The sequence below is a fragment of the Arthrobacter yangruifuii genome (genome assembly GCF_009192775.1).
In the GTDB taxonomy this organism is placed as follows: domain Bacteria; phylum Actinomycetota; class Actinomycetes; order Actinomycetales; family Micrococcaceae; genus Arthrobacter_B; species Arthrobacter_B yangruifuii.
The window spans coordinates 672,411-688,968 of the sequence record NZ_VTFX01000005.1 but is presented as its reverse complement, the minus strand read 5'-3'; the positions used below and the strand labels follow the sequence as shown (position 1 = coordinate 688,968).

The following is a 16,558-nucleotide window of genomic DNA, read 5'->3' as shown; positions in this document are numbered from 1 at the left end:
TGCGGTGCTGCTGTGGCGCATGTGACCCCAGGAGTGCGCACCTGTCCCATTCGGTGGGACCCTGCGCCGTTTCCCCTGCCCGAGCATCCGGGCCGCGGGTGCCGGCCGGGAAGCCCAGCACCCCCACGATCAGCCGGTACCGTGCCGGCATCCCCGTAGTGAAGGTAGTTGCATCCCGTGCAAGGTGCCCGGATAAGGCGGCTTTAATATCCCGGCGAGCTCTGCGAGCAAGGGATTTCGTTGCCGCCGTTCCGGGCACCGTAACGGTACCAGCACCCGGGACCACAGCACCGGAAGTACCGGAAGCCCCGCAACCCTAGTTGAACAGGCTGACCGGCTTCACGATGTCCGCGTAGATCAGCAGCGCGCCCATCCCCATGAGCAGCACCGCGACGGCGTAGGTGACCGGCAGCATCTTAGCCATATCGAACGGCCCCGGATCGGGACGGTGGAACAACTTCGCGACGCGGCGGCGCAGCCCTTCCCACAGGGCGCCGGCCACGTGGCCGCCGTCCAGGGGCAGCAGCGGAATGAGGTTGAAGACAAACAGCGCCAGGTTGACGCTCGCCACCAGGCCGACCAGCGACGCCACCCGGTCCGCCGCCGGAATGACTTCCTGCGAGGAGATTTCGCCGGCGATGCGGCCCACACCCACTACGCTCATGGGACCGTTGGGGTCCCGCGGTTCCGAGGAGAAAGCGGCCTGGGCAACATCCACGAGCCGCTGCGGCAGGTTCACTACGACGCCGGCAATGTTGGCCAGGTTCTCCCCCACGGCAGGCAGCACCGCACCGGCGGACTGGCGTACCAGAGTCTGTTCGGCGCCCACACCGATGAAGCCGACCTCCCGGGTGACGTAGTTGCCGTCGTCGTCGGTCTGCGCCGCGCCGTCGTCGCCCACCACCGGGCGTTCGGTGAGCAGCGGGGTGATGCTGGTTTGCCGCTCGACGCCGTCGCGCTCGTAGGTCAGTGGAACGGTGCGTCCGGCGGCCTCCCGGATCCAGCCCGAGAGCTCCTCCCAGGAGGACACTTGCTTACCGTCAAAGACGGTGATGGTGTCTCCGGGCAGCAGGCCCGCCGCGTACGCGGGGGCAGCCGGATCGGCTTCCGTACATTCGGTCTGGCCGGTGTCCGCCTGCTGTTCGGCGGTGATCACGCACTTGTTGACCTCGGCCAGCGTGGTGGTGGTCTGGGCCGTGCCGAAGCCCATCAGCAGGACGGCGAAAAGAACCGTGCCGATCAGCAGGTTCATGAACGGCCCGCCGAGCATGATGATGATGCGTTTGTAGACGGGCAGCTTATAGAAGACCCGGTCCTCGTCGCCTTCGACCAGCCGGTCGGTTTCCGCCTGGCGTGCCTCGGTGGCGAGCTGCTGGAACATGCCGGTGCTGGAGCGGCGGACCTCCCCCTCGTCCTCCTTGTTCGGCGGGAACATGCCCACCATGGAGACGTAACCGCCCAGGGGCAGTGCCTTGAACCCGTATTCGGTCTCACCCCGGGTGCGGGAGAAGACGGTGGGTCCAAAACCGATCATGTACTGGGTGACCCGCACCTTGAACGCCTTGGCCGGCAGGAGATGGCCTACCTCGTGCAGGGCGATCGAGACAGCAATGCCGATCGCCACGAACAGCACACCCAGGATGAAAAGCAGAATGGTCAACGGGTTTCCTTCATTTCAACTGCACCACTGGTCATCTTCCACAACGCGTGCGCGCGGCGGCACGTGCCCACTCCTCCGCTGCCACCAGCGATGCCAGCGTGAGCGGCCCCGAGTCCGGTGCTTCGTCAAGTACGGCGGCGATCGTATCAACGATGTCTGTGAATCGGATGAGTCCGTCATGGAACGCGTCCACGGCCTCCTCGTTGGCGGCGTTGTAGACGGCCATGTTAGTACCCCCGGCAGCAGCAGCCCGCTTGGCCAGGGCAACGGCGGGGAATGCTTCCTCGTCCAGCGGCTCGAACGTCCACTCGGTGGCACGGGTCCAGTCGCAGGCCTGGGCGGCACCAGGCACGCGGTGCGGCCAGCCCATCCCCAGCGCTATCGGCAGGCGCATGTCCGGCGGGGACACCTGGGCCAGCGTGGAGCCGTCCACGAACTGCACCATGGAGTGCACCATGGACTGGGGATGGACGACGACGTCGATCCGCTCCAGCGGGATGTCGAAGAGCAGGTGCGCCTCGATGACTTCGAGCGCCTTGTTCACCATGCTGGCCGAATTGGTGGTGATGACCCGGCCCATGTTCCAGGTGGGGTGCGCCAAGGCCTGCTCCGGCGTGACATCGGCCAGGTCGGCGCGCTTGAGCCCCCGGAACGGTCCGCCGGAAGCCGTCACCACCAGCCGGTCCACTTCGGCATGCGTGCCGGAGCGCAGGGCCTGGGCCAGCGCCGAGTGTTCGGAGTCCACGGGAACGAGCTGCCCGGGAGCAGCGGCGCGCTTGACCAGTTCCCCGCCCACGATCAGGGATTCCTTGTTCGCCAGGGCCAGCAGGTGTCCGGCGGCCAGGGCAGCCAGTGTGGGTTCGAGGCCTATCGAACCGGTGATGCCGTTGAGGACGACGTCCGCTTCGGTCCAGGCCGCGATAGCCGTCGCCGCGGACTTTCCGGCAAAAAGTTCAGGTGCATATCCGGTAACCCCCGCCGCGGCTGCAGCGTCAGAGATGTGCCGGTGCAGGGTGGGCAGGTCCACGGCGGCGCAGCCTACTGCTTCGGCCCGGGTGTGCACCGCCTGGCGTGCCAGCAGCTCGAGGCGGGAACCGCCCGCGGCCAGCGCCACGATCCGGAACCGCTCCGGCGCGGCGTCCGCCACGTCGATGGCCTGCGTACCGATCGACCCGGTGGAGCCGAGCAGGATCACGCGCCGGGGCAGGTGGTCCGAACCGGGCCGGCGGGCACGGACGTAGTCGTGGTCAGAGGAGATCGGCTCGGAAGTCTGCATGCCTCCAGTATCCCGCAGCCGGGCCTTCGGCGCGGTCTCCGGGCCTGCGATGCCCGTTAGAGTGCCTGCACGGCCTCGGGAATCGGAGTGTTTCCGGAAATCAGGCCCAGGGTCCGGTGCACTCCGTTGCCGGTGGTCAGCAGCTCGGCCAGTACGGCGGCGACATCGGCGCGCGGGACGGCAGCCCGTTCCACGTCCGGAGCCAGCTCCACTTTGCCGGTGGGGGCGTCATTGGTCAGGATGCCCGGGCGGATGATCGTCCAGTCCAGCTGGCTGCGGGCCGCCAGGTCCTCTTCGGCGGCGAGCTTGGCCACCAGGTAGGCGTACATCACCTCATCCATGGATTCGGGGCGGGCGCCGCCGCGCACGGCATCCAGTCCCCCGGACGAGACCTGCAGGAACCGGCCGGCACCCGCCTGCTCGGCGGCATCTGCCAGGAGCACGGCGGCGGCACGGTCTACGGTGTCCTTGCGGGCTGCGCCGCTTCCGGGGCCGGCGCCCGCGGCAAACACGGCCGCGTCCGCACCGGTCAGCACCTGGACAACGTCTTCCAGGGTGCTGTTCTCCAGGTCCAGCACCACGGGGGCCACGCCGTCCGCCTCCAGGTCCGCCGCCTGGTCGGGGTTGCGGATCAGGCCCGCAACATCATGTCCGCCGTCCGCCAGGAGGCGTCCAAGGAGACGGCCGATTCTTCCGTGGGCTCCTGCTATGACTATGCGCATGATGCCAGAGTAGCGGCCTGCGCCGGCAGGTGATTCCCCTGCCGCGGGAATCGGTTCCGGTTTCAGCCCTATGCGCGGCGGAGGGTCTGTTCGGCCTGCTTCAGGAGCGGTCCGTCGATCATCTGCCCGCGGAAGCTAAACACGCCCCCGTGGTGCTTTGCCTCGGCCAGTACCTGCTCCGCATACGTCACGTCGGCGGGGTCCGGCATGTACGCGGCACGCACCGCTGCAACCTGGCCGGGATGGATGCAGGCCTTGGCCGCGAAGCCGGACGCCACGGCGTCGCGCGCCTCGGCCTCCAGTCCCTCGATATCCGGGATGTTGCCGTAGATCGAGTCAATGGCTCCCTTGCCGAAGGCGCCGGCGGCGAGCAGCACCGTGGACCGCGCCTGCACGGCCACGCTGCGGTAGGTGCCGTCCTGGCTGCGGCTGGATTCTCCGCCGAGGGAGGCCAGCAGGTCTTCCGCCCCCCACATCAGGGCTGCCACGTTCTCCGTGGAGGCGATCTCCGCCGCCCGCACCACCCCCAGCGCGGTTTCCAGCAGCGCCACCACGGTGAAGCCGGCGAGCGCCCGGGCGACGGCGGGGCCGTCCTCCGCCTTGGCCAGCATCACGGTGCGGTAGGGCGTCTGCTGCAGCGCTGCCAGGTCCCTCTCAAAGTCCTCGGTCCCGAGGGGGTTGACCCGGACAATGGTGCGTTCGGGATCCAGGTCAGCGGCGATGAGGTTCTTCCGTGCCGCGTCCTTGTCCCGGGGTGCAACGGCGTCCTCCAAGTCCAGGATGACGGCGTCCGCCCGTTCCGCCGCCTTGCCGAAGCGTTCCGGCCGGTCCCCCGGGCAGAAAAGCAGTGCTGGTCCCATGGGGAAGGTGGTCATGGCTGAAAACTCCTCGGTGTCTGGCGGTTAGGTGCCGCTCCAACCTATCGCGTCCCGGTCCCTGTCTCCTGCGCGGCGTAACCCTCGGCAGTCCACATCAGGGCGGTGCGGCGGCACCGCCCCACGACGTCGCCGTGTTGGTTCCTGCCGGTATGGGCCAGCGTCACAATCCCCTGGCCCGGGCGGGAGGAGGAGAGCCTCAGGTCCGCCACCTCGGTCTCGGTATAGAGGGTGTCGCCGTGGAAGAGGGGATGCGGAAAGCTAATCTCCGACAACCCCAGCTGCGCCACCAGTGTGCCCTGCGTCAGCTGGGCCACCGACTGGCCCACCATGGTGGCCAGGGTGAACATGGAGTTCACCAGCCGCTGCCCGAAGGGCTGGGCTTCGCTGTACGCGGCATCGAGGTGCAGGCCCTGGGTGTTCATGGTCAGGGTAGTGAACAGGACGTTGTCCGCTTCGGTGACGGTGCGGCCGGGGCGGTGCCGGTACACGGCACCCGGGGAGAACTCCTCGTACCAGAGGCCGCGCTGCTCAATGACCCGCGGCGCCATTGCCGGCTCCTCCGTACCGGCGCCGGGCTCCTCATACGTCAAGGAGCACCTCCAGCGGCGCACCGGTGGCGGCCAGGACCTCGTCCACGCTGACGCCGGGGGCGGTCTCGCGCAGGAGCAGGCCCTCCGGACCCACCTCGATGACGGCCAGGTCGGTGACAATCAGGTCCACGCAGCCCTTTCCGGTCAGCGGCAGGGAGCATTCCGCCACGATCTTGGGCCGACCCGCCCGGTCCACATGCTCCATCATCACAATCACGCGCTTGGCGCCGAAGACCAGGTCCATGGCCCCGCCCATGCCCTTGACCATCTTTCCGGGCACCATCCAGTTGGCGAGGTCGCCGTTGGACGCCACTTCCATGGCGCCCAGCACCGCTACGTCCACATGCCCGCCCCGCACCATGCCGAAGGAGGCGCCGGAGTCAAAGAAGGACGCGCCGCTGTTCACGGTGACGGTTTCCTTGCCGGCGTTGATCAGGTCCGGGTCCAGCTGGTCCTCGGTGGGATACGGCCCGACGCCGAGGATTCCGTTCTCGGAATGCAGCACCACTTCCACGCCCTCGGGGATGTAGTTGGGAATCAGCGTGGGCATGCCGATGCCGAGGTTCACGTATTGGCCGTCCTGCAGCTCGCGGGCTACCCGGGCGGCCAGTTCCTGGCGGGACAGTGCCATCTCAGGACTCCTTGCTTCCGTTGGTGCTTCTGCTTTCAGCGGCCGAAACGGTCCGCTTTTCAATCCGCTTCTCCCCGTCGGAGGCCAGCACCACCCGCTGGACAAAGATCCCCGGAACGTGGATGTGTTCCGGGTCCAGTTCACCGGGTTCCACCAGTTCCTCGACCTCGGCAATGGTGATCCGCCCGGCCATGGCGCAGAGCGGGTTGAAGTTCATGGCGGTGGCGTGGAAGACCAGGTTTCCGTGCCGGTCCCCTTTCGCCGCATGGACCAGGGCGAAGTCGGGGGTGAGGGATTCCTCCAGCACATAGTCCGCGCCGGAGAAGCTGCGGATCTCCTTGGCCTCGGAGGCCAGCGCCACGCCACCCTCGGCGTCGTACTTCTGCGGAAGCCCGCCTTCGGACACCTGGGTGCCCACCCCGGCCGGGGTGTAGAAGGCGGGGATTCCGGCGCCCCCGGCGCGCAGCTTCTCGGCGAGGGTGCCCTGCGGGGTCAGCACCACTTCCAGCTCCCCGGAGAGGAACTGGCGGGCAAATTCCTTGTTCTCACCCACGTAGGAGCTGGTGGTGCGGCGGATCCGGTGGTCCGCCAGGAGACGGCCGAGCCCCCAGTCATCCACGCCGCAGTTGTTGCTGACCGTTTCCAGGTCCGTGGTGCCCTGCTCATGCAGCGCATCGATCAGCGCCACGGGAATGCCGCAGAGCCCGAAGCCGCCCACGGCCAGGGAAGCGCCGTCGGGAATGTCGGCCACGGCCTCGGCCGCACCGGGGTACACCTTGTTGATCATGGGGTTCTCCGTTCGGATTCAGACGGCATCATCGGTTCTTACAGGCCCATACTGCGGGCAATGAGCATCAACTGCACCTCAGTAGTTCCCTCGCCGATTTCGAGGATCTTGGAATCCCGGTAGTGCCGGGCCACGGGGAAGTCGTTGATGAAGCCGTACCCTCCGAAGATCTGCGTGGCATCGCGGGCGTTGTCCATGGCGGCTTCACCGGCCACCATTTTGGCAATCGCGGCCTGCGTCTTGAACGGGCGCCCGGCGAGCATGCGGGAGGCGGCGTCGTAGTAGGCCAGGCGGGCCGTGTGCGCGCGGGCCTGCATCCGGGCGATCTTGAAGGAGATGGACTGGTAGGTGCCGATGGCTGCCCCGAAGGCCTGCCGTTCCTTGGCGTACCGCAGGGATTCATCCACGCAGCCCTGCGCGGCACCGGTGGCAAGCGCAGCAATGGCGATGCGGCCCTCATCCAGGATCTGCAGGAAGTTCGCGAAACCCCGTCCCCGGTCTCCCAGCAGGTTCGCCTCCGGAACCCGGACGTCGGTCAGGGTCAGCGGATGCGTGTCCGAGGCATTCCAGCCCACCTTGTTGTACGGTTTTTCGGCGGTGAAACCGGGGGTGTCGGTGGGGACGAGGATGGTGGAGATCTTTTTCCGGAAGGTGCCGTCCGGCTCGGTCACCGTGTCGGTGACGGCGGTGACCGTCACCAGGCGGGTGATGTCCGTACCGGAGTTGGTGATGAATTCCTTGCTGCCGTTAATGACCCACTGCCCGTTCTCGAGGACGGCGGTGGTCTTGGTGCCGCCGGCGTCCGAGCCCGCTTCGCTTTCGGTCAGGCCGAACCCTGCGAGCGCCTCGCCGCTGGCCAGCAGGGGCAGCCACTGCTGCTTCTGCTCCTCGTTGCCGAACCGGTACACGGGCATGGCCCCGAGGGAAACCCCGGCCTCCAGGGTGATGGCCACGGACTGGTCCACCCGGGCAATCTGCTCCAGGGCGAGGGCCAGCGCAAAGTAGTCCCCGCCCTGGCCGCCGTACTGCTCCGGGAAGGGCAGCCCGAACAGTCCCATCTCCCCCATCTGGGCGATGACCTTGTACGGGAAGCTGTGCTCCGCGTCGTGCTGGGCGGACACCGGGGCGATGACTTCGTCGGCGAAGTCCCGCACCGTGTCCGAGAGGTCCTGGTATTCCTCGGTGAGGTCAAAGTCGGGCATGGTCTGCTCCTTGGTTCTGGTGCTGCTCGATGGGAAGAGTGCCGGACACCGGGTCCGGGGTAAGGGTGGCCAGGATCTGGTCGGCTTTCACCAGGTCTCCGGGGCGGAGGCTGAGGGAGACAATGCCGTCCATCGGCGCGCGCAGCTGGTGTTCCATCTTCATGGCTTCCACGCTGAGCAGCGGTGCACCGGCAAGTACCCGGTCCCCGTCCTCTACGGCCACGGCCACCACGGTCCCGGGCATCGGCGAACGGACCACCGGGTCCGCGTCGCCGGCGCCCCTGCCGGCCGAGGCCAGTTGCCGGTCCAGCTGTTCGCTCCGGCTGCGCAGCCGCAGGCGCACGGTGAACAGCGCCCCGGCGCTGCCTCCGGCCAGCCAGAACGCGCCGGTGACCGGTTCGACGGCCGCCGTGAAGGAATGCAGCACCCCGTCGAAGAGGACACTCACGCGTCCGTCGGCGGCGGCACCCAGCCCGGCTGGGTGTTCCGTTTCGCCGATCCGGATCCTCGCCTGCGCTGCGGTGCCGGTGACGCTCACTTCGACGTCGCCGCCGCCGGATGCCGGGGCAGCGAAGACCAGGTGCAGCGGTGTTCCGGTGCTTCCATCCCGGGTACCCGCTCCGCTGCCGCCGATCCGCCAGCCGTCGGCCCGCCGCCAGGGCGAGCCCGACTCCGGGTCCGCCAGTGCCTGCAGGTGCAGCAGGGCGGCGGCAGCGATTTCGGGCGGCTGCGGAGTCCGGAACGAAAGTCCGGGCAGCCGGCGTTCGATCAGGGTGGTGTCCAGCCGGCCGGCACGGACATCGGGATCGGCCAGCAGGAGGCGGAGGTATTCCACGTTGGTGCCGATGCCCAGCACTGCGGTGCCCGCCAGTGCCGTGTCCAGGCGGGCCAGCGCGGCGGCACGGTCCGGGCCCCAGGCGATGACCTTGGCCAGCATCGGGTCATAGCTGGAGGAGACCGCCAGGCCCGGCAGCAGGGAAGAGTCCACGCGGATGCCCTCGCCTGCCGGTTCCTGCAGCCACTGCACCGAGCCCGACGTCGGCAGGAAGTCCTGCGCGGGGTCCTCCGCATAGATCCGGGCTTCCACCGCATGCCCGGTGAGGGTGACGTCCTCCTGCTTGAAGGACAGGGGATGCCCGGCGGCGATCCGGATCTGCTCCGCCACCAGGTCCACGCCGGTGACCATTTCGGTGACCGGGTGTTCCACCTGCAGGCGCGTGTTCATTTCCATAAAGAAGAATTCGTCCGGAGCAGCGTCCGAGACCAGGAACTCCACGGTTCCGGCGCCGGTGTAATCCACTGACCGGGCGGCGTTGCAGGCCGCCTCGCCGATGCGTTCACGGGTCGCCGGATCCAGCAGTACGGAGGGGGCTTCCTCGATGACCTTCTGGTGCCGGCGCTGCAGGGAACACTCCCGCTCCCCCAGGTGAACCACGTTCCCGTGGATATCCGCGAGGATCTGCACCTCGATATGCCGGGGCGAGGAGACCAGCCGTTCCAGGAACAGGGTGTCGTCACCGAAGGCCGAGGCAGCCACCCGCCGCGCCGTCTGCAGCGCAGCCGGCAGGTCCTCGGGCACCTGGACGGCCTGCATTCCTTTCCCGCCGCCGCCGGCGGAGGGCTTGATCAGGATCGGATAGCCGACGCCGGCAGCGGCCGCCACCAGCCGGGCGTCGTCGAGGCCCGGCTCGGCGATGCCCGGGACCACGGGCACCCCGTGGGCCTGCACATGGTTCTTGGCCCGGATCTTGTCCCCCATCAGGTCCAGGGAACGGACCGGCGGGCCGATGAAGGTGATGCCGGCGTCCGCCAGGGCTGCAGCGAAGTCTGCGTTTTCGCTGAGGAAACCGTAGCCGGGATGCACGGCCTGCGCCCCGGTGCTGCGGCAGGCGGCGAGCACGGCGTCCACGGACAGGTAGCTTTGCCGGGCCGGTGCCGGGCCGAGCCGGACGGCTAGGTCGGCTTCACGCACGTGGCGGGCGCCGGCGTCGTCGTCGCTGTAGACCGCCACGGAACGGATCCCGAGTGTGCGCAGGGTGCGGATCACGCGGCAGGCAATCTCGCCGCGGTTGGCGACCAGGACGGTGTCAAACAGCGGAGCATCAAAGGGTGTCATGGTCGCTCACATCCGGAACAGGCCGAAGGAGGTCTCCGGCAGGGGTGCATTGGCGCAGACGTCCAGGGCCAGGCCCAGGACGGTGCGGGTGTCGAGGGGGTCAATGATGCCGTCGTCCCAGAGCCGGGCGGTGGAGTAGTAGGGGCTGCCCTGCGCTTCGTAGGTCTCGCGGATGGGGGCCTTGAAGGCCTCCTCGTCCTCGGGGGCCCATTCCTCGCCGCGGCTTTCCATCTGGTCCCGTTTGACCGTGGCCAGCACGGAGGAGGCCTGGTTGCCGCCCATGACCGAGATCCGGGCCGCGGGCCACATCCACATAAAGCGCGGCGAGTAGGCCCGGCCGCACATGGAGTAGTTGCCGGCGCCGAAGGAGCCGCCCACCACGACGGTGAGTTTGGGTACCCGGGCCGTGGCCACCGCGGTGACCATCTTGGCGCCGTTCTTGGCAATCCCGCCGGCCTCGTAGTCCCGGCCCACCATGAATCCGGAAATGTTCTGCAGGAATACCAGCGGAATGCCGCGCTGGTCACACAATTCAATAAAGTGCGCCCCCTTGAGCGCGGATTCGCTGAACAGCACGCCGTTGTTGGCCACAATGCCGATCCGGTGCCCGTGCAGCCGGGCAAAGCCGGTGACCAGGGTGGTGCCGTATTCCTTCTTGAACTCGTGGAACTCGCTGGCGTCCACCAGGCGGGCAATAAGTTCGCGGACGTCGTAGGGGGTCTGCAGGTCGGTGGGGACCACGCCGTAGATCTCTTCCGGATCTTCGGCGGGGGCCCGTGTTTCGGCAATGTCTCCCGCGGGTTCCTGCTGCGGGAAGGTCTCCACGATGCTGCGGACTATTTCCAGGGCATGGGCGTCGTTTTCGGCCAGGTGGTCCGTGACCCCGCTGGTGCGCGAATGCACGTCGCCGCCGCCCAGCTCCTCCGCTGTCACGATCTCGCCGATGGCTGCCTTGACCAGCGGCGGGCCGCCCAGGAAGATCGTGCCCTGGTTGCGCACAATGACGGTCTCATCGCTCATGGCCGGAACATAGGCGCCGCCGGCGGTGCAGGAGCCGAGAACGGCGGCGATCTGCGGGATCTTCCGGGCCGACATCTGCGCCTGGTTGAAGAAGATCCGGCCGAAATGCTCCCGGTCGGGGAAAACCTCGTCCTGGCGGGGCAGGAAAGCTCCGCCGGAATCCACCAGGTAAATGCACGGCAGCCGGTTCTCCAGGGCAATTTCCTGGGCCCGCAGGTGCTTTTTGACGGTCATTGGATAGTAGGTGCCGCCCTTGACCGTGGCGTCGTTGGACAGAACCATCACCTGCCGCCCCTGCACCAGGCCGATGCCGGCGATCAGTCCCGCTCCGGGACACTCGCCGTCGTACATTCCTTCTGCGGCCAGCGGAGCCACCTCGAGGAACGGGCTGCCCTCGTCCAGGAGCCTGCTGACGCGTTCGCGCGGCAGCAGCTTTCCGCGGGCGGTATGCCGCTCGCGGGAGCGCAGCGGGCCGCCGACGGCGGCTTCCGCCAGCCGCCCGCGCAGTTCCCTGGCCAGCGCCCGCTGTGCCTCCGTGTTTTGTGCAAACGCAGCCGAGGCCGTATCCAGCCCGGATTTCAGTGTCTCCATTGACGTCTCTCTGCTTCAGGTGCGAGGGGTGGCCCCGGTACAAAGCTGGGTTAATAAGCCCTAACCCAAGTCAGGTTATTGGTTATTAACCGAACTGTCCACCACAATGGAAATATCGGCACAATCCAATCGGGAGGGGCGGGAATGGCCGCAGCAAAGAACGACGCCGTTCCGGAAGCGGAGCGGTTGACGGGACGCAGCCTGGCCAAGGCGTCCCGCCGGGCGGTGATGCTCGACGCCGCTGCCTCCCTGTTCGCCGAGCGCGGCTACAACGGGGTTTCCATTGAGGACCTGGGCGCGGCTGCCGGGGTCAGCGGACCGGCTGTCTACCGGCATTTCAGCGGTAAGCCGGCCGTGCTTTCCGCCCTCCTGATCGGTGTCAGCGAGGATCTGCTGGAAGGCGGACAGGCTGTGGCCTCCGGGTCCGAGACTCCGGAAGAGGCCCTGCGGGGCCTGGTCGAATTCCAGGTGGACTTCGCGCTCCGGCAGCCGGACGTGATCCGGGTCCAGGACCGGGACCTGGGCAGCTTGCCGGAAAACGACGCCCGGCGGGTACGCTCCCTGCAGCGCCAGTACGTGGAGGTCTGGGTGGAGGCCCTTGCCGCCCTGCATCCCGGGTCCGACCTTCCGTCCCTGCGCCACCGGGCGCAGGGGGTCTTCGGCCTGATCAATTCCACCTCCCATACCGTCCACGGCCGCATCAGCGGCCCCGAGACGGCAAGCCTGCGTACGCTGCTCGATAGAATGGCGTGGGCGGCACTAACCGCCCGGTAAACTTATCCGTCCGCCGGTTCCTGCCGCCGGGCCACACTCCACCCCCGAGCAGAAAGACCTGCCGTGATTGAGCTTCGTGACGTAGTTCCCGCCGATCTGGAGGAGTTTTTCTCCCACCAGCTGGACCCGAGCGCCAACCATATGGCTGCGTTCAGTGCCAAGAATCCAGCAGACCGCGGTGTCTTCGACCATCACTGGCAGAGCATCCTGAATGATCCGACGGTCACGGTGCGCACCATTGTGGCCGACGGAAAGGTGGCGGGAAGCATCCTGGCCTACCGGGACGGCGATATCCCGGAGATCAGCTACTGGATCGACAAGGCGCGCTGGGGGCAGGGCATCACCAGCGCTGCCGTGGGGCTCTTCCTCGAAGAATTCGGCGAGCGGCCCATCCGCGCACGCGCCGTGGCGGACAATGTCAGTTCGATCCGCATCCTGGAGAAGTACGGCTTCACGGTCATCGGCGAAACGCAGGGCTTCGCCAATGCCCGCGGTGCCGTGGTGAAGGAACTGGAACTCGAGCTGAGCTAGCTTCCCGGCAGCCGACCAGGCGCTGCACCTGAAAGGGCCGCCCCGGATGTCTCCGGGGCGGCCCTTCGTGTGCCGGGCTGTGTGTGCCGGGCTGTGTATCCGTCCCGTGCTGCGTGTCCGGCCTTGCCCCTGCTAGGCCATGGCCAGTGCCAGCAGTGGATCGGCCAGGACCGCTCCCACGTCGCTGAGGAACCCGGCTCCCTGTTCGCCGTCCACCAGCCGGTGGTCGAAGGACAGGCTCAGTGTCATCACCGAGCGCAGCGCAATTTCCCCCTCGTACTCCCACGGCTGGCGCCGAACCGCTCCCAGCGCCAGGATGCCCGCTTCGCCGGGATTCAGGATGGGAGTTCCGGCATCAACACCGAACACGCCCACATTGGAGATGGAAATGGTGCCGCCGGCCAGGTCCGCCTGCGGCGTTTTCCCGTCCCGCGCCGTCTGCGCCAGTGCCGTGACGGCCGCCGCGAGACCGTGCAGGCTCAGCGCCTGGGCATCCTTGATATTGGGGACCATCAGCCCCCGCGGAGTCGCCGCGGCGATGCCCAGATTCACATAGTTGTAGCGGACAATCTCCCGCGCCGCCTCGTCCCACCGTGAATTCAGTGACGGATACCGCCGCAGCGCCAGGCACACCGCCTTGGCCGCCAGCGTGAGCGGGGACAGCTTCAGGCCGTCAAAGGCCGGCTGCTGCTTCAACCGTTTCAACAGCTCCATAGTGGGAGTGATATCCACGGTGAGGAACACCGTGGCATGGGGGGCGGTGAAGGCGCTGGCCACCATGGCTGCCGCGGTATGCTTCCGCATGCCCGAGACCGGTGTCCGCTCCTCCCTGCCGGCACATCCCTGCGGTCCGGCCGCCGCAGGGGCAGCCGTGGCCGATGCCGTGTCCGCGGCCGGAAGGGCAGCACGGACGATGTCGGCACGCACCACAAGCCCGCCCGGTCCGGATCCCTGTACCCCGGTGAGGTCCACGCCCATGTCCCGGGCCAGCTTGCGGACCGGCGGAGTGGACCGGGGTCGTTCCCGCACCGGGGCGGGTGCGGCTGAGACTGCCGGTGCAGCCGCGGCGACGGCTACGGCACCGGTGACAGCTGCGGGCGCAGCAGCGGTAACCGGCACGGGCACGGGATCGGCAGCTGCAGCGGCTCCGCGGCGCCGTCGGGCAGGGCGCCCCACCGCGTCGGGGACCGCCCCGTAACCCACCAGGTTAGGCTCCCGCTTCGCCGGCGCGGATTCCCCGCCGGTTCCGGAACCGTCTGCGTCGGCACCGGCCGGCGTCGCAACCTCAAACGAGACAATCGGTGACCCGACCTCCACCACGGTTCCTGCCTGTTCGTGCAGGCGGGCCACGATGCCGGCATACGGTGACGGCAGTTCAACCACGGCCTTGGCCGTCTCCACGTCGGCGATCACCTGGTTCAGCTCCACGGTGTCCCCCACGCTGACATGCCAGTTCAGGATCTCGGACTCGGTGAGTCCCTCCCCCAGATCCGGGAGCCGGAATTCGCGCAGCATCAGCCGACCGCCGATCCGGAAACGAGGCCGGCCAGGGAACTGGGACGGCCCATGACGCAGTCAACGCCGTCAAGGATGCGGTCCAGGTCCGGCAGATGATGGGATTCCAGCCGGGCGGGCGGATACGGGATGTCGAAGCCGGTCACCCGCACGGGAGCGTGTTCGAGGTAGTCGAAGCAGCGTTCGGTGATGCTGGCGGCAATCTCGGCGCCCACACCGCCGGACTGGGCAGCTTCGTGGGTGATCACCAGCCGGCCGGTTTTCCGCACGGAGGCCTCCACGGTGGCGAAGTCGACCGGTGCCAGCGAGCGCAGGTCAATGACTTCCACGGACACTCCTTCGTCCGAGGCCGCCACCGCGGCGTCGCGCGCGGTGGGAACCAGCGGCCCGTAAGCCACGAGTGTCACGTCGCTTCCCTCGCTGACCACCCGGGCGGAGCCCATGGGCAGCTGCGGGGCCGCCGCTTCATCCACGTCTCCCTTGACGTGGTAGCGGCGCTTCGGTTCGAAGTAGAGCACCGGGTCATCGGAAGCGATGGCCTGCTGGATCATGGTGTAGGCATCCTGCGGGTTTGACACACTGATCACGCGCAGCCCGGACGTGTGCGTGAAGTACGCTTCGGGTGACTCGGAGTGGTGTTCGGGTGAGCCGATGCCGCCGCCGAAGGGGACCCTGATGGTCAGCGGCAGTTTTACCTTTCCGCGGGTCCGGTAATGCATTTTCGCCACCTGGGACACAATCTGGTCGAATGCCGGGTAGATGAACCCGTCGAACTGGATCTCCACTACGGGGCGGTACCCGCGGAACGCCAGTCCCACGGCCGTGCCCATGATCCCGGACTCGGCCAGCGGAGTGTCCACCACGCGCAGGGGACCGAAGTCTTTCTGGAGTCCGTCCGTGATCCGGAAGACCCCGCCGAGTTTGCCGACGTCCTCGCCCATAATCAGGACGCGCGGATCCTGCTCCATCGCCCGGCGCAGGCCGGCGTTGATCGCCCGTCCGAAAGTCATGCTGGTCATTAGCGGTTCTCCTCGCCAGCGAAACCGCTGAGGTAGCGCGAGTACTGCTCCTGCTGGCGGTCCAGCCAGGAGTTGGGCTCGGAATAGACATGGGCAAAAACATCCGCGGGCCCCGGATCCGGCATCCCGAGGCACGCTTCGCGCAGCTCGGCGGCCACGGCGTCGGCACGGCGGCTGGATTCGGCGGCGAACTCCTCGGTGAACAGGCCCATGGCGTCCAGCAAAGCCTGCAGCCGGGACAGCGGATCCTTGACCCGCCAGCGTTCCAGTTCGGCGGAGTCCCGGTAGCGGGTGGGATCATCTGCGGTGGTGTGCGGCCCCATCCGGTAGGTGACTGCTTCAATGAAAGTCGGCCCGTTGCCGGAGCGGGCCCGGTCCAGGGCTTCCCTGGTTGCCGCCATGACCGCAAGAACGTCGTTTCCGTCCACGCGGATGGAGGGAATGCCGAAGCCCGGGGCACGGTTGGCGATGGGTACCTGCGCCTGCAGGGTCACCGGCTCGGAGATGGCCCACTGGTTGTTGGAGCAGAAGAAGACCACCGGGGAGTTGAAGCTCGCAGCAAAGACCATCGCCTCGCTGACATCTCCCTGACTCGTGGCACCATCCCCGAAGTAGCTGATCACGGCGTCGTCGGTACCGTCGCGGGTAATTCCCATGGCGTAACCGGCCGCGTGCAGGGCCTGGGCGCCGATGATCACTTGGGTGGGTGCCACGTTCACCGTGTACGGGTCCCACCCGGCGCCGGCATTGCCGCGCCAGGTCCGCATCAGCTCCCCCACCGCCACGCCGCGGCAGTACGCCACGCCGTTTTCGCGGTAGCTGGGGAAGACGAAGTCGGAGGAGCGCAGGGAACGCACGGAGCCGATCTGGGCGGCTTCCTGGCCGAGCAGCGGAGGCCACAGCCCCAGCTCGCCCTGCCGCTGCAGGGCCGTGGCTTCGGTATCAATTCGGCGGATGACCGCCATGTCGATGTAGAGCTCCTGGAGCCGGGCGCCGTCGATATCCTCGACCCAGCGGTCATACAGGGGATCTGGAACACGGACGCCGTCGGGGGTGACGAGCTGTACGTACGGGTCGATGGGTGAGCTGCCGGAGTTTTCCGGGTGCCGCACCGGGATATGCAGGGACACTGGGATACGCATCCTTCCGTGTTTTGGGCCCCAGGGGTGGCGGGGCCGGCCGCAGGCTCCATTGCCCGGGTAGATGTGACCCTACTCACACCCGGCAGGTGGCACAACCATTTCCG

15 protein-coding genes are annotated in these 16,558 nt (G+C 67.7%); 2 read left to right on the top strand and 13 right to left on the bottom strand.

Features of this window, described 5'->3' with window-relative positions; genetic code table 11:
* Positions 1–316: 316 nt before the first annotated feature.
* The 10 genes from GD627_RS13985 to GD627_RS13940 all read right to left on the bottom strand — a co-directional run bounded on the left by GD627_RS13985 (position 317) and on the right by GD627_RS13940 (position 11,473).
* The gene (locus tag GD627_RS13985; RefSeq protein WP_152272980.1) at positions 317–1,660 is read right to left on the bottom strand and encodes a M50 family metallopeptidase; all 1,344 of its coding nucleotides are present in this window, start codon (positions 1,658–1,660) and stop codon (positions 317–319) included.
* A gap of 31 nt (positions 1,661–1,691) precedes the next feature.
* A complete protein-coding gene (dxr, locus tag GD627_RS13980; RefSeq protein ID WP_152272979.1) occupies positions 1,692–2,936 on the bottom strand; it encodes a 1-deoxy-D-xylulose-5-phosphate reductoisomerase in 1,245 nt (414 codons plus the stop codon).
* Positions 2,937–2,992: 56 nt separating this feature from the next.
* A complete protein-coding gene (locus GD627_RS13975) occupies positions 2,993–3,658 on the bottom strand; it encodes an NAD(P)H-binding protein (RefSeq protein ID WP_152272978.1) in 666 nt (221 codons plus the stop codon).
* Between the two features lie 68 nt (positions 3,659–3,726).
* Positions 3,727–4,533 (bottom strand): HpcH/HpaI aldolase/citrate lyase family protein, encoded by an 807-nt coding sequence (locus GD627_RS13970; protein WP_146363364.1) that lies wholly within the window; start codon positions 4,531–4,533, stop codon positions 3,727–3,729.
* Between the two features lie 44 nt (positions 4,534–4,577).
* On the bottom strand, positions 4,578–5,084 hold the full coding sequence (locus GD627_RS13965) for a MaoC family dehydratase (RefSeq protein WP_146363756.1): 507 nt from the start codon (positions 5,082–5,084) through the stop codon (positions 4,578–4,580).
* A gap of 31 nt (positions 5,085–5,115) precedes the next feature.
* Positions 5,116–5,757, bottom strand: coding sequence for a CoA transferase subunit B (locus GD627_RS13960; RefSeq protein ID WP_146363366.1), 642 nt, complete (start codon positions 5,755–5,757; stop codon positions 5,116–5,118).
* Position 5,758: 1 nt separating this feature from the next.
* A complete protein-coding gene (locus GD627_RS13955) occupies positions 5,759–6,544 on the bottom strand; it encodes a CoA transferase subunit A (RefSeq protein WP_152272977.1) in 786 nt (261 codons plus the stop codon).
* A gap of 38 nt (positions 6,545–6,582) precedes the next feature.
* The gene (locus GD627_RS13950; protein ID WP_152272976.1) at positions 6,583–7,746 is read right to left on the bottom strand and encodes an acyl-CoA dehydrogenase family protein; all 1,164 of its coding nucleotides are present in this window, start codon (positions 7,744–7,746) and stop codon (positions 6,583–6,585) included.
* Entirely contained in the window at positions 7,733–9,862 is a 2,130-nt protein-coding gene (locus GD627_RS13945) for an ATP-binding protein (RefSeq protein ID WP_152272975.1), read from the bottom strand. Before GD627_RS13945 ends, GD627_RS13950 begins: the two co-directional genes overlap by 14 nt.
* A gap of 6 nt (positions 9,863–9,868) precedes the next feature.
* Complete coding sequence (locus GD627_RS13940; protein ID WP_152272974.1) at positions 9,869–11,473, bottom strand: carboxyl transferase domain-containing protein; 1,605 nt, start codon at positions 11,471–11,473, stop codon at positions 9,869–9,871.
* Positions 11,474–11,617: 144 nt separating this feature from the next.
* Here GD627_RS13940 and GD627_RS13935 point away from each other — a divergent pair, with 144 nt between their 5' ends.
* Entirely contained in the window at positions 11,618–12,247 is a 630-nt protein-coding gene (locus GD627_RS13935; protein ID WP_152272973.1) for a TetR/AcrR family transcriptional regulator, read from the top strand.
* A 63-nt stretch (positions 12,248–12,310) separates the two neighbouring features.
* Positions 12,311–12,778 (top strand): GNAT family N-acetyltransferase, encoded by a 468-nt coding sequence (locus tag GD627_RS13930; protein ID WP_146363378.1) that lies wholly within the window; start codon positions 12,311–12,313, stop codon positions 12,776–12,778.
* Between the two features lie 132 nt (positions 12,779–12,910).
* Here GD627_RS13930 and GD627_RS13925 read toward each other — a convergent pair whose 3' ends face one another.
* The 3 genes from GD627_RS13925 to pdhA are packed head-to-tail and all read right to left on the bottom strand — an operon-like array spanning position 12,911 to position 16,442.
* Positions 12,911–14,293 (bottom strand): dihydrolipoamide acetyltransferase family protein, encoded by a 1,383-nt coding sequence (locus GD627_RS13925; protein ID WP_152272972.1) that lies wholly within the window; start codon positions 14,291–14,293, stop codon positions 12,911–12,913.
* A complete protein-coding gene (locus GD627_RS13920; RefSeq protein WP_152272971.1) occupies positions 14,293–15,312 on the bottom strand; it encodes an alpha-ketoacid dehydrogenase subunit beta in 1,020 nt (339 codons plus the stop codon). The genes GD627_RS13925 and GD627_RS13920 overlap by 1 nt, the downstream gene beginning before the upstream one ends.
* On the bottom strand, positions 15,312–16,442 hold the full coding sequence (pdhA, locus tag GD627_RS13915; RefSeq protein ID WP_425481927.1) for a pyruvate dehydrogenase (acetyl-transferring) E1 component subunit alpha: 1,131 nt from the start codon (positions 16,440–16,442) through the stop codon (positions 15,312–15,314). Before pdhA ends, GD627_RS13920 begins: the two co-directional genes overlap by 1 nt.
* Positions 16,443–16,558 lie beyond the last annotated feature (116 nt).

What these genes read in the sequence shown, in the direction of transcription:
- GD627_RS13960 (WP_146363366.1), bottom strand. Translation starts at nt 5,757, where the DNA reads ATGGCACTGTCCCGCCAGGAACTGGCCGCCCGGGTAGCCCGCGAGCTG.
- GD627_RS13965 (WP_146363756.1), bottom strand. Translation starts at nt 5,084, where the DNA reads ATGGCGCCGCGGGTCATTGAGCAGCGCGGCCTCTGGTACGAGGAGTTC.
- GD627_RS13975 (WP_152272978.1), bottom strand. Translation starts at nt 3,658, where the DNA reads ATGCGCATAGTCATAGCAGGAGCCCACGGAAGAATCGGCCGTCTCCTT.
- GD627_RS13935 (WP_152272973.1), top strand. Translation starts at nt 11,618, where the DNA reads ATGGCCGCAGCAAAGAACGACGCCGTTCCGGAAGCGGAGCGGTTGACG.
- GD627_RS13950 (WP_152272976.1), bottom strand. Translation starts at nt 7,746, where the DNA reads ATGCCCGACTTTGACCTCACCGAGGAATACCAGGACCTCTCGGACACG.
- GD627_RS13920 (WP_152272971.1), bottom strand. Translation starts at nt 15,312, where the DNA reads ATGACCAGCATGACTTTCGGACGGGCGATCAACGCCGGCCTGCGCCGG.
- GD627_RS13945 (WP_152272975.1), bottom strand. Translation starts at nt 9,862, where the DNA reads ATGACACCCTTTGATGCTCCGCTGTTTGACACCGTCCTGGTCGCCAAC.
- dxr (WP_152272979.1), bottom strand. Translation starts at nt 2,936, where the DNA reads ATGCAGACTTCCGAGCCGATCTCCTCTGACCACGACTACGTCCGTGCC.
- GD627_RS13970 (WP_146363364.1), bottom strand. Translation starts at nt 4,533, where the DNA reads ATGACCACCTTCCCCATGGGACCAGCACTGCTTTTCTGCCCGGGGGAC.
- GD627_RS13925 (WP_152272972.1), bottom strand. Translation starts at nt 14,293, where the DNA reads ATGCTGCGCGAATTCCGGCTCCCGGATCTGGGGGAGGGACTCACCGAG.
- GD627_RS13955 (WP_152272977.1), bottom strand. Translation starts at nt 6,544, where the DNA reads ATGATCAACAAGGTGTACCCCGGTGCGGCCGAGGCCGTGGCCGACATT.
- GD627_RS13940 (WP_152272974.1), bottom strand. Translation starts at nt 11,473, where the DNA reads ATGGAGACACTGAAATCCGGGCTGGATACGGCCTCGGCTGCGTTTGCA.